We start from the raw sequence: 12,752 nt of genomic DNA on the forward strand, positions 1-12,752 counted from the left end.
CTTATTTATCAAATGAGCCTGCAAGGCATTACTGTTCAGTCGTTGTGATCTTCACTGGGGACCATTCTGCAATAACCGTTTGTCCATGCACAGACACGCTGCCTTCAGGACTCAGATCCTTCTCTGTCATAATTCCGAGCGCTACTGTAAAGTTGTTGAATTTGATCGGGATATTTTTCTCACGGCGTACTTCTTTACCATTCAAATAGAATACAGCCTCATCGTTGCCACGGTGGTACGTAATGCGGTAGGTATTAAATTCACGCGGTTTGAAATCCGTATCTTCTTTAAAAATGCAGAAATATTTCGTGCCTGTGCTCTCTGGTACTTGTACCCCCGGGAACGGCAGAATACCATACACACTAGCGTATTTATCATTTCCCGCAAAAAAGTCAAGCGCCGCACCTGTCGTAAAATCAAGCAGATTCAGCGATACATAACCGTCGTACAAATCTCCAGGTGCTGTTCCTTGTGTACGGCTGCGAATTTGCAGCTCAAAGCTGATCTCTCCCGCCTCAGGAATTACCACTGGCTCCGCGGAGTAATACATATGCTTAGCATTGTCTAGAATTTGAACTTGATGGTTCTCACGTGATAATTTCGCGCGTACATAGAGCGTGTCATTACGAACAATAACTACCGCTTCCGGTTCACGATAAGCCCAGAACGATCCATCAGGCAGTGTAAATCCACCTGTCTTCCAAACCTTTCCTTCTTCTAAAATAGAGTGGAAATCTCCAAGAACCATTTGGCTGCCTTTAGCGTTTTGTTCTTCCTTCATTAATTCCTTGTCCTTCTTTTCCATGAAAGCTCACTCCTTCTGTATGTTAATTATTAGTACAAGCAAAAACGCCTTCAGCGTCCCTAATGGACGGTAAGCGTTTATGCGAGAAATATAAGGATAATGTATAGCGTGAAACCTATATATTCTTATATTTTCAGAATAATCCTTGAATTAGTAATGCTGCTGCCATCACTACTCCGCAACGAACGGAGGCTTTTTGTGAAGCACCCATGAGCGGGATATAGGCTGGCGAAGCATTATGTGGCTTCAGTCCACGATAAATACGAATCGGCCAGAAGGCTGTAACCAAGGCCAACAGTGCATAAACAGGAAGTACGCCCATCAGTACACAGATCACAACAGAGGCGTAACCGGTGAAAAGAAGTACACGTGAGAATACAAGTGCCTTTTGTTCCCCCCATACTACAACAAGCGTAAGCTTACCCGCCTGCTCGTCTGCTTTCCAGTGTAGGAAATGGTGATTAAACAACAGTAATGTAGTCAAGAATCCAACCGGCAATGAAAGAATTACAGGCTTCAGACTAAAATGACCGGTTTGTACGAAAAAGGAACCTAACACAGGCATAATCCCAAAAGCTATAAAGATAGCCATCTCGCTGTATCCCTTACCGCGATATCCATAACGCAGTGGCGGGGCTACATAGAAATAAGCAATTAAAGCACCCACAAGCACAAACCAGAGGATGTTCCAACCGCTATATATACTTAGAATTCCACCGCAGATTAGGGCAATAGCCAGCATACTCCAGGTCATCCTTGCATAAAAAGACTCCGAGAGGATCCCACCTGTGAGTAGCCCGGAGTTTGTGCTGATTTCACCAGCGGAATTCTTTGCTTCTGTATCCGTTCCATTGCGGAAATCCCACAGATCATTCACCATATTGGAGAATAGATGCGCCGAAATCGCCCCTATTAAGGTAAGAATAAATAAAACCGGATGGAAAGTCCCTTCCCATACATATGCCCCAACGGTCCCCAAAACAATCGGGATGAGCATAACAGAAAAGCTCCAAAACCGGGTCGCCTTGGTAAATAATGTCCATTTGTTCACTTCAAGCTTACCGCCTTTTCTTTATGACTTGATAATAATTATCACTGACTATTATACATCAATTTTCAACAGATTGTGAAGAATATCACTGCATATAATGTCTAATCTTGGCATAGTTTCTCCGTTTGTTTGGCTTAGGAGCCTGATAATTGAAGCTGGACCTGACAATAACTTCTTTATTTATCATTAGACCACCATTTTACAACAAAAAATGAGTGTTGTTTTATAGGCAAGCACATACCGATATGATATGATAGGCAAGCCTATGAACAGCGCTCTTTGAGTGCTGTTTTTAAGAGCGTAAAACTATATATAATAATGGAGGCTTTTACTGTCATGTCAGCGCAATCCCCTAACACCCAATCTGTCAAAATCGTCACCGCAGACCCTAGCGCCATCGGGCTTTTCGGACTGGCTATTGTCACATTGGTTGCTTCTTCACAGAAGCTTGAACTTACAACAGGACTTAGCTACGTCATTCCTTGGGCTATCTTCCTGGGAGCATTCGCTCAACTATTTGCCGCAATTCAAGATGCTAAGCACAACAACACCTTTGGTATGACCGCTTTTGGCGCCTACGCTTTCTTTTGGTTCGGCATGGCTAGCAGCTGGCTAATCAAGCTCGGCGTATTCGGCCCAACGCTTGCAGAGGCTGTAGATCCTAAGCAGCTCGGATTTGTATTTCTGGGTTACTTGATCTTCACGATCTTTATGACCATTGGCGCGGTTGAGGCTAATAGAGTTTTGCTTATCATTTTTGTATTGATAGATTTCCTCTTTCTTGGACTCACTTTTGATTCCTTCGGCATTGCTCCTGAGTTCTTCCATAAGCTTGCTGCTTGTGCCGAACTTGGAATTGGTGTCGTGTCCTTATACGGATGTGGCGCTTCTGTGCTAAACGCTCATTTTGGACGCACTTTCTTACCGATCGGAGCTCCGCTAGGTATCTTCAAGAAATAGTAATTCACCTTTTTTGAACCCTAACTTTTGCAAGCCGAAAGGATGCCTGAGACCATGCATGTCCTATCCTCTTCTGAATTAGCCGTAACCGCTATATTTGCGCTTATTCTCGCAGTTATTGCCTATTTAATCATTCGGAATATCCCAAAGATGACTGGAGATATTGCGGCTTTTCGCAAAAGAACAATGGTCTGGACCCAGGTTTCGCTTGTACTAACGGTACTTCAGCTGAACTTCAAAGCAGGCGACTGGCGATTCTCTATCGTGCTTGGACTCATCGTATTATTTACCGGAAGCATTTGGCTTTCCGCCCGTTACCATGATATCCGCAGCACTCTAGATCCGGAAACTAAAGATTCTGAAGTACATTAGTAGAAGCTAAGGCAACAGAATAAAGGTGATGAAGCTCCCGTAAGGGGGCTTTTTTTTGTGAATTCGGAAGGTCGCTTCGCATACTTCTCCCCACCATAACCATACTAATGACATTCCAAGCTATAACGCCTTCGGCGTCCTCTTAAGGACGGTAAGCGTTTATGCGAGAATTATAAGAAAACCGTATATCGTGAAACTTATACTTTCTTATAATTCAAAATAAGTAACGGGAGGACTATGCAGGTGAGTAAAAAAATCAATCTGCTGATGTTTAGCGGAGAGTATGACAAAGCCATGGCGGGACTGATCCTAGCGAATGCCGCGCGAGATATTGATGTCGAGGTTACGATGTTTTTCTCTTTCTGGGGCCTGTTTCTGGTGCGTGATCCGGAAAAAATGACACTCGAGGATAAGAGTATTTATGAGAAGCTGATGGATGTTATTACGCCAAAGGGGCCTGGACAGCTACCTCTCTCCCATTTGAACTTCAGCGGGCTGGGCCGAATGATGTTAGAAGAAATGATGGAGGAGCAAGGCGCGCCGAAGCTGATTCATTTTCTGAAAGGGGCTCGTAAAAAAAACATTAAATTCTATGCCTGCAAGCTCTCCGTCGAGATCATGGGCTTTAAAACAGAGGAACTGCTGCCCGAGGTAGAGATTATCGATGCTGCGGCGTATTTAAAAGATGCACTAGAAAGCGACGTCCAATTATTTATTTAAATGATACCACTAGGCTTTAACCCAATTCTCCAAGCAAGCATATACTGGTGCCATAGAAACTACTGGTACGCCGAAAACACACTATAACTTTAGAATAGACGGTGTACGGGCTGGAGGGAAATCCGTGCTAAACATCATCCACGACTCTTCTGCAGAGACGCCCGCTTCACTACAAAACCATTTCGAGACTTTTCGCGAGCACACCATCGGAATTCGGCATCAGATCACCACACCCTATGGTAGACAGCCACTGCTGTATGCCGATTGGACAGCAAGCGGACGTTTATATGAACCGATCGAACGGAAGCTGCAGGAAGCCTTCGGTCCATATGTCAGCAATCCGCATACAGACTCCAACACTACCGGATTAACCATGACACTGGCTTATCATGAAGCACGACAAATCATCAAAAGGCATGTAAATGCCGGCCCTCAGGACGTCCTGCTCTTCTGCGGAAATGGAACAACGGGAGCTGTAAACAAGCTGCAGCGAATCATGGGCTTAAGGCTCCCTGAATGGCTTCAGGACTATGGTTCCCATTCGATGGAGGAGCGTCCTGTGATCTTCACCAGCCATATGGAGCATCATTCCAATATTCTTCCTTGGCAGGAGGGAGTTGGTGACGTTGTGACTGTTCCTCCCGGAGAGGACGGGAATGTAGATCTTCAGCAGCTTGAAGCGCAGTTAAAGTTATATCAGCATCGCCACTGGAAAATCGGTTCATTTACGGCTTGCTCCAATGTGACCGGAATTCAGACTCCCTACCAAAAGCTTGCCGCGATGATGCACCGTCACGGAGGCCTGTGTTTTGTAGATTTTGCCGCTAGCGCTCCCTATGAGCCTATCGATATGCATCCGGTCTCACCACTGGAGAAGCTGGATGCGATCTTTTTTTCTCCGCATAAATTTCTGGGTGGACCGGGCACGAACGGAGTTCTAATCTTTGATGAAGCACTAAGTAATGGGCGTATTCCTGACGAACCGGGTGGAGGTACAGTGGCTTGGGTCAATCCTTGGGGAGGACGCCGTTACACCAATGAAATTGAGATGCGGGAAGACGGGGGAACGCCGGGGTTTCTGCAAGCCTTTCGAACGGCATTATGTGTGAAACTGAAGGACCAAATGAATGGAAACGGTCATTACATGGCGATTAGAGAGCACGAATTGTGCCAGCAATTAATGAACGGACTCCGCTGCATACCCGAGTGCTCTTTACTGGCTGGGCATCATACAGAACGCCATGGGATTGTATCTTTTACACTACGTGATATTCATTATAATCTTGCAGTTCAACTACTGAATGATCGCTTTGGTATACAAGCCCGGGGTGGTTGCTCTTGTGCAGGTCCTTATGGGCATTACTTACTTGAATTGGGGTGGGCGCAATCTGCTCAGATCGCTAAGGCAATTACTGTAGGAGACCAGTCGCTTAGACCGGGTTGGATCCGCATCTCTCTACACCCCATTATGACGAATCAGGAGGTAGAGAGAATTGTATCCGCTATACGAAATATCGTGATCCATTTCCAACAATGGAAACAGGACTATTTTTATGATGCTTCTACGAACAGTTGGACCCATATCTACAATGAGGATCCCGCTGAGGCGAAGGTCAAAGCGCTTTTTTCGGTATAGTCTCCAACCTATTGCGCAGTATCCTTCACCATGTCCAGATCAGCAGCACTGGCGTTGGAAATGACCTGTTCTACATTCTTACAACCTGGAATCACACTGGTTACTGCGGGATGCTGAAGGCACCACGCCAAAGCCCACTGCGCCATATCGAGACCCGAAGGCACTTCGTTGGCAGCAATTTCAGCTACAGCCCGCAGCTGCTTTTGTCTTACATCCTCTTTATGGTTAGCACGCACATCACCCTGATCAAATACCGCATCCGGCTTGTACTTGCCGCTTAAATAACCACTCGCTAACGGAACACGCGCCAACACACCTAATTGATTCTCGATGCAGAGTGGAAGAATCTCTTCCTCCGGTTGACGATCCAGCCGATTATATACTACTTGTATGGCCTCTGCCTGCACATCCGCTGCCGCAGAGGTCTGATGTACACCCGAGCCCGATGCGCTGATCGAGACACCAAGGTGACGGATTTTGCCTGCCTGCTTCTGTCTGTCGAGCATACTCCACAGCTTGTCATTATCGAATTGCTCATCGGTTCCGGAATGGAATTGATAGAGGTCGATATACTCGGTCTGGAGTGCACGCAGTGAATCATCCAGCTGCTTCAGCACATCCTCAGCACGCCATAGCTGTTCCCGCTTCAAATGACCCTGAAAATGATGCCCGAACTTCGTAGCCACAATCCAGTCCTCACGCTTCCGGCGAGCCAGATAGCCCCCGATGAACTTCTCAGACAAATGATCTCCATAACACTCTGCCGTATCAATCAGGTTAATGCCCAGTTCTCCAGCCTTATCCAGCATAGCGTCAACTTCCGCTTGAGTGAAATCCTTGCCCCATTCTCCACCGAACTGCCAAGTACCCAAGCCGATCACCGATACATTCATCCCTGTACTGCCAAGTTTACGATATTTCATCATCATTTCCTCCTTTGTTCTATCAAAATAATTCATTCACAGGACTAAGCGACCTTATTTCCATCTTGCACCGTTCTAGCGAATCGCGCCTCAATAGCTTTAACTCCCCATAACGACAGTCCAATAAACACTAAGACATAGATGATCTCCCATGGTTGGCGAATGAAGCGTTCCAAGTCATTGCCAATGTATGAAACCGCAAATACCATGATCGCTTTGCCCACAGTGAGCGCAAGAAGATACGATCGAAATCTCATCCCAGCAAGACCAGCAGCCATATTAATTACAACGAAGGGCCCTACCGGGAATATACTAAGCAGAAACACATAACTGAATCCGCTTTGCCGCACCCATGTCATACTTTTGGCTACCTTTGGCCGTTCTGCCCATTTTCGCAGATACCGATGCGAAGCTACTTTGCGAATAATCCAAAATGTTGTCACACAGCCCGCAACCAAGCCGAGCCAAGAATACAAAAAACCTAACCATAAACCATATACAGCCCCGTTTAATCCTACGATTGCAATAGTTGGTAGTGGTGGTATAAATGATTTCATAAACGTTAATGCGATGCCCGGAAAGGGCCCAAACGAACGATATTGTTCAAGCAGATGCCGCAGATTATCCTCTGTCAGCCAAGACATAATATCAAGATAGTACATAACCAGCTGATCTCCTCATCCGATTGGAATTCTTAACTCCTGGTCTCAATTATACACGAAGTTTCGATCATTCCTACAGCCCTTCCAATATAAAGAAAACAAGCTAGAACTACATGAATGACAGCAAGCTAATCATCCGTTACCATAGATAGAAAATACATATGAGACAGGGGCGCATGGTTATGATTCTCCATTCAGAAGCCTTGGATCTACAACGCACCACTAAGCAGGATTTAGCGTTCGTTCTAGCCATTGAACAAAGTGAACTAAACCGCGTCTACATCGGTCAATGGAGTAAGGAGGAGCACACTACAGCTCTCCAAGATCCAGATATTCTACACCTTACAATTTGGGACAGCACAGGGAAAAGAGTCGGCTATATGATCGTAACAGGGCTTCAAGACACCCATCTTACCGTTTGCATTAAAAGAATAGTCATCCATTCCAAGGGGTTTGGGTATGGCAAGTTGTCGCTTCGTCTCGTGACCGACTGGATCTTTCGCAGCACTGAAACGCATCGTCTATGGTTAGATGTTAGAGACCACAACACCAGGGCACGGCATGTCTATGAAAGCTGCGGCTTTACACTGGAAGGCACTCTACGTGATTGCATAAAAGTAGGTGAACGCTTTGAATCTCTGCATATCATGTCCATATTACGGCATGAGTATATAACGCGTACAGAGCGTGAGCAGAAGGATAAATAGATTAGGGAAACCCTCCCTAATTATTGGTCTTTTAAACGATAAAAATTGCACTTTGGGGAACCCCCCCCTAATTTTTAGCGGTTTGGAACAAAATCGGCCTTGTTTTAGTGATTTTTAGGGAGATTTTCCCTAAAACATCTAGTTTGGGGCCGTAATCGGCTAATTTTGGGGAGAATCTCCCTAAAAAGTATATTACGCGCCGCTAATCAGCTACGGACACACAAAAAGCCGTGCACCAAGCCTCCCGATCTAGAAGCTTACTACTCGGCTTTCAATTCTTTCACCTCAAACCTCTCCACTGTAACAACTGGCCTGCTCACCAGCCGCCATCAGACCCGCAACCACAACGGTGGTCACATACTTACGGGCATCTGCCGTCAGCAACAATAGCTCTATCGAGCTCTTGGCCGGTTCCCCTCTAACAAACTTTATTCGAGCGCCGTCCAAGTCCTCTTGGATACTGGCAATTGTATATCCTTTAAAGAGCAGCCCGTCGATCTCTTGCTGTTCTTTGGCATATTCCGCATAGGCAGACATTAGACTACACCTCCGCTAATTTCCGCCTTAGACGGAAGAGCGGCCTCCGCTGCAAAACGCTTGCGTTTTAAATATTTTCCCGAACCGGCCTTGCCGACAAATTGCTTATCTCGAATTACAAACTCACCTCGACTGAGGACGGAAACAGGCTCTCCCTTTACATCAAAGCCCTCAAACGCATTATAATCGACGTTCATATGATGCGTGTCCGCAGAAAGTGTTCTTTCTACAGAAGGATCAAAAATAACCAAGTCAGCATCGCTACCTACCGCTACTGTGCCTTTTTGCGGATACAATCCAAACAGCTTGGCACTGGAGGTCGAAATGATGTCTACGAATTTGTTCAACGAGATCCGGCCCTTCTGTACACCTTCGGAATAGAGAATCGTAAACCGATCCTCGATGGTCGGGCCACCATTCGGGATTTTTGAGAAATCACCAAGTCCAAGATCCTTTTGTCCTTTGAAATCAAAGGAGCACTGATCCGAGCCAATTGTCTGCAAGCTGCCGCTCCACAGCGCATCCCATAGCACATCCTGATTCCACTGCTCACGCAGCGGCGGAGACCACACGTATTTGGCGCCTTCGAAATTAGGCTTTTCCAGCGCCGTCTGATCCAGCACTAAATACTGTGGACAAGTCTCGCCGTAGACACGCAGTCCCTTTTTACGCGCTTCAGCAATCTTCCAAGCGGCTTCCGCACAGGTCACATGTACAACATACAGCTGTGAATCCGTCAGTTCTGTTAAATAAGCCGCGCGTCCTGTGGCTTCACCTTCCAGCTCCGGCGGGCGGGTCAGCGCATGAAAGATCGGGTCGGTATTTCCAGCGGCTAAAGCCTGCTCCACCAGGTATTCAATGACATCCCCATTCTCCGCATGCACCATCACAAGTGCACCTTCTTTTTTCGCGGCTTGCAGCGTCTTAAAAAGTGTGCCGTCATCTGCCTGAAAAGTATTCTTATATGCCATAAATACCTTAAGTGAGGTAATGCCTTCATTCTCAATAATCTCCGGAAGCTCGCCCAGTACTTTATCGTTTAATTCCGAAACCATAAGGTGGAAGCTATAATCAATAACCGCTTTATCCTGCGACTTATGATGCCATGTATCTACGGCTTGCTGTAGCGGTTGTCCTTTGGTCGTTAAGCAAAAATCAATAACTGTAGTCGTACCGCCATATGCAGCCGCAATGGTTCCCGTCTCGAAATCATCCGCTGTAACTGTACCGCCAAAAGGCATATCCAAATGCGTATGCGGATCAATACCGCCAGGAAATACATAACACCCAGAGGCATCTATAATCTCCGCACCTGGAGACTCCAAATGGAGACCAATCGCTGTAATAACACCATTTTCAATAGCCACATCGCCTGTATAAGTATCTGCTGCGGTAACGATGATTCCATTCTTAATAATTTTCTTCATCCTTACACCACCTCCGCTTCCGAATAGGAGCCGTTCAAACTACTGATCACTTTCTGGCGTTCATTCCAGGTTAAAGGCGCAGCCCCAGTGTCCACTGGAACCATATCAATCGCCCCGTCTGCTGGACAGACAATAGAACAAAGATTACAGCCTACACAGTCTTCCTCGCGCACCTGTAGAATAGCTTTCCCATCTGCATTCGTTAACATATCAATACATTGATGTGAAGCATCCTCGCAGGCAATATGGCATTTATTACAGTTAATACAATTCTCTTCATTAATGCGTGCAACGACCTTATAATTGAGATCCAGATCTCCCCAGTTGGAGTATCTGGATACCGATTTTCCGATTAGCTCTGTTACGGAAGCCAACCCTTTGTCATCTAAATAGTTGTTCAGCCCATCGATCATTTCTTCCACAATCCGGAAGCCATGATGCATGACCGCTGTACACACTTGAATGCCCGTAGCGCCCATTAGCATAAATTCAACAACATCCTGCCAGGTTGAGATCCCCCCAATGCCTGAAATAGGAATACCTACCCCACGGTCACGAGCGCACTCAGCCACCATACTAAGCGCAATTGGCTTCACAGCCGGACCGCAATAGCCGCCATGCGCACCCTGACCCCCAACGTTCGGAATCGTATTCCAGCTATGAATATCTACCCCTGCAAGACTGTTGATGGTGTTGATCATACTAATCGCATCCGCCCCACCCTTAACCGCATGACGGGCAACGACAGTGATATCCGTAATGTTGGGCGTCAGCTTCACAATCACCGGAGTGGTCGCCACCTCTTTTACCCAAGTGGTCTGCGCCTGCACCAGATCAGGCTGCTGCCCCGAAGCCGCGCCCATCCCACGCTCAGCCATCCCATGTGGACAACCAAAGTTAAGCTCCAGACCGTCTACGCCGACATCTTCTACCCGCTTAACAATCTCATGCCACTTATACTGCGAAGGTTCTACCATCAGGGAGGCAATAATAGCGTGATTCGGAAATCTCTTCTTCGTTTCATAAATTTCCTTCAGATTGACCTCAAGCGGACGGTCGGTGATCAATTCGATATTATTAAAGCCCGCAACACGTTGCCCGTTGAAATTCACTGCCGCAAAACGCGATGAGGTATTAATAATCGGATCACCGAGCGTCTTCCACACTGCCCCGCCCCAACCTGCTTCGAAGGCCCTTTGCACTTGATAGCCTGTATTCGTAGGCGGCGCAGAGGCCAGCCAGAACGGATTGGGTGATTGGATTCCTGCGAGATTAATACTTAAATCTGCCATTGATGTTCCCTCCCTGTCTTGTAAAATCCAATTTGATTTCTAAGCTCAACCCGCAGATCTAACGACAACCTCCTGCTGGCCTGAGAACTGTTTCACAATTGCATAGGCTGCGTCCTTCCCCTGCTGCGCTGCAGATACCACCATCGCCTCACCTTTACCTGAGCCAAATATGATATCTCCAGCGGCATAAATTTGCGGATCGGAGGTTTGGCAAGTAGCCTCATCTACCCTCACAACGCCGCGGTCATGCACAAGGCCTAAGGAATCTATTAGATCCAGGCGACGCTTTTGACCAATAGCAATTACAACCGCATCAACAGGAATCAAGAATTCAGAACCCGCTATAGGGATAGGCACTGGACGTCCATCCTTGCCTAGCTCATCCGTCAGCTTCATCTGCACACATTCCAGTGCGGTTACATTCCCAAGCTCATCCCCCACGATACGTTTTGGTAAGGTAAGCCAACTAAACTCCACACCTTCTTGTTTCGCGAATTCATATTCAAAGTCGTAAGCCGTAATCTCTTCACGAGTCCGGCGGTAGACCATTTTTACATTAGCGGCTCCAAGTCGTACTGAGCATGTAGCTGCATCAATAGCTGTATTGCCTGCACCAATGACAGCAACCCGCTGACCCATCAGCTCTAGCAGAGGGATGCCGGTCTTAGTCGATTCTACAAGTGCAATGGCATCATATACGCCAGCCAATTTTTCACCTTCAATCCCTATCGGAGGTACATAACCCATACCCGCTGCCAAAACGATGGCATCATAGTTCGACTTCAACTCTTCTACAGAGACATCTACTCCAACTTTTACACCTGTACGTATTTCCACACCCAGCTTCTCTACCTGCTCCACTTCCCAGAGCGATATAGCCTGCGGAAGCCGAAATGACACAATCCCATGCGTATCCAATCCACCTGCCAGCTCTTTCGCCTCGTAAATCACTACAGCACAACCTTCACGAGCGAGCTCCCTAGCCGCTGACAATCCGGCAGGACCACCGCCGATTACAGCTACCTTTTTTCCATTAGGAATACCTGCTTTAAATAATTGAACTCCGCTATTCATCGCCCAATCTGTCGCATAACGCTGCAACAGTCCAATTTGGATCGGTGCCGAAGCATCATTTAACACACAAGCTCCTTCGCACAGTTCATCCGTAGGACAAACACGAGCACAGCTGGCACCCACAGGATTGGAATCCATAATCGTCTGTGCTGAGCCCTTCAAATTATCAGTAGCGATCCGTTTAATAAAAGAGGGAATATTTATACTGGTCGGACAAGCTTTTATACAAGGGGCATCGTAGCAATATAGACAGCGATTGGCCTCATCCATGGCACCCTTATGGGTCAGAGGCGGCTCAGCCTCGGCGAAATTGCGCATGAACATATCAGGTGTAAATGCTGTTAACGGAGAAGAATGCTCCATCACTAGTCCCTCCTTATGGATAATTTTTCTTATTTGTGTTATATAATATAACATTAATTCAACTTTTGTCTGAATATTTTACTTACATCCTAGAATTAATGTAGTAATATAAGCATTAACAGAAAAAAACCTTCATTTTCTCCCTAATCGAGTTATATATACTAACATCCGTTAATCAAACTATAGTCATTTCGAATTTTTGTTGCATTAGACACTTTGTCTA

General features: G+C 46.4%; 13 protein-coding genes. 5 read left to right on the plus strand and 8 right to left on the minus strand.

Annotation, left to right across the window (positions count from 1 at the left end; genetic code table 11):
• Positions 1-28: 28 nt before the first annotated feature.
• Together NSU15_RS29130 and NSU15_RS29135 are read right to left on the minus strand one after the other, a co-directional pair.
• A complete protein-coding gene (locus NSU15_RS29130) occupies positions 29-805 on the minus strand; it encodes a DUF6081 family protein (protein WP_249923585.1) in 777 nt (258 codons plus the stop codon).
• 133 nt (positions 806-938) lie between these two features.
• On the minus strand, positions 939-1,856 hold the full coding sequence (locus tag NSU15_RS29135) for a prenyltransferase (RefSeq protein WP_076120223.1): 918 nt from the start codon (positions 1,854-1,856) through the stop codon (positions 939-941).
• A 336-nt stretch (positions 1,857-2,192) separates the two neighbouring features.
• Here NSU15_RS29135 and NSU15_RS29140 point away from each other — a divergent pair, with 336 nt between their 5' ends.
• The 4 genes from NSU15_RS29140 (at position 2,193) to NSU15_RS29155 (ending at position 5,544) form a co-directional block, all read left to right on the plus strand.
• Positions 2,193-2,816 (plus strand): GPR1/FUN34/YaaH family transporter, encoded by a 624-nt coding sequence (locus NSU15_RS29140; RefSeq protein ID WP_042131454.1) that lies wholly within the window; start codon positions 2,193-2,195, stop codon positions 2,814-2,816.
• A gap of 54 nt (positions 2,817-2,870) precedes the next feature.
• On the plus strand, positions 2,871-3,188 hold the full coding sequence (locus tag NSU15_RS29145) for a hypothetical protein (protein WP_042131455.1): 318 nt from the start codon (positions 2,871-2,873) through the stop codon (positions 3,186-3,188).
• A 243-nt stretch (positions 3,189-3,431) separates the two neighbouring features.
• Positions 3,432-3,908: a DsrE/DsrF/DrsH-like family protein gene (locus NSU15_RS29150; RefSeq protein ID WP_042131456.1), complete on the plus strand. Its 477-nt coding sequence runs from the start codon at positions 3,432-3,434 to the stop codon at positions 3,906-3,908.
• A gap of 124 nt (positions 3,909-4,032) precedes the next feature.
• Positions 4,033-5,544 (plus strand): aminotransferase class V-fold PLP-dependent enzyme, encoded by a 1,512-nt coding sequence (locus tag NSU15_RS29155; RefSeq protein WP_339288458.1) that lies wholly within the window; start codon positions 4,033-4,035, stop codon positions 5,542-5,544.
• Positions 5,545-5,552: 8 nt separating this feature from the next.
• Here NSU15_RS29155 and NSU15_RS29160 read toward each other — a convergent pair whose 3' ends face one another.
• On the minus strand, positions 5,553-6,467 hold the full coding sequence (locus NSU15_RS29160) for an aldo/keto reductase (protein WP_339291508.1): 915 nt from the start codon (positions 6,465-6,467) through the stop codon (positions 5,553-5,555).
• A 44-nt stretch (positions 6,468-6,511) separates the two neighbouring features.
• The gene (locus NSU15_RS29165; RefSeq protein ID WP_042131461.1) at positions 6,512-7,129 is read right to left on the minus strand and encodes a TVP38/TMEM64 family protein; all 618 of its coding nucleotides are present in this window, start codon (positions 7,127-7,129) and stop codon (positions 6,512-6,514) included.
• 182 nt (positions 7,130-7,311) lie between these two features.
• Here NSU15_RS29165 and NSU15_RS29170 point away from each other — a divergent pair, with 182 nt between their 5' ends.
• Positions 7,312-7,836 (plus strand): GNAT family N-acetyltransferase, encoded by a 525-nt coding sequence (locus NSU15_RS29170; RefSeq protein ID WP_339288459.1) that lies wholly within the window; start codon positions 7,312-7,314, stop codon positions 7,834-7,836.
• 285 nt (positions 7,837-8,121) lie between these two features.
• Here the strand turns inward: NSU15_RS29170 and NSU15_RS29175 are convergent, their stop codons facing one another.
• From NSU15_RS29175 to NSU15_RS29190, 4 genes are read right to left on the minus strand one after another with little or no spacing between them, the layout of a single operon-like run.
• A complete protein-coding gene (locus tag NSU15_RS29175; protein ID WP_339288461.1) occupies positions 8,122-8,373 on the minus strand; it encodes a hypothetical protein in 252 nt (83 codons plus the stop codon).
• Entirely contained in the window at positions 8,373-9,800 is a 1,428-nt protein-coding gene (gene hydA / locus NSU15_RS29180) for a dihydropyrimidinase (protein WP_339288462.1), read from the minus strand. Before hydA ends, NSU15_RS29175 begins: the two co-directional genes overlap by 1 nt.
• A gap of 2 nt (positions 9,801-9,802) precedes the next feature.
• A complete protein-coding gene (gene preA, locus NSU15_RS29185; protein WP_339288463.1) occupies positions 9,803-11,092 on the minus strand; it encodes an NAD-dependent dihydropyrimidine dehydrogenase subunit PreA in 1,290 nt (429 codons plus the stop codon).
• A gap of 45 nt (positions 11,093-11,137) precedes the next feature.
• Positions 11,138-12,529: an NAD(P)-dependent oxidoreductase gene (locus tag NSU15_RS29190; protein ID WP_042131466.1), complete on the minus strand. Its 1,392-nt coding sequence runs from the start codon at positions 12,527-12,529 to the stop codon at positions 11,138-11,140.
• Positions 12,530-12,752: the final 223 nt, after the last annotated feature.

This window comes from Paenibacillus sp. FSL E2-0201, assembly GCF_037963325.1.
GTDB lineage: Bacteria > Bacillota > Bacilli > Paenibacillales > Paenibacillaceae > Paenibacillus_AQ.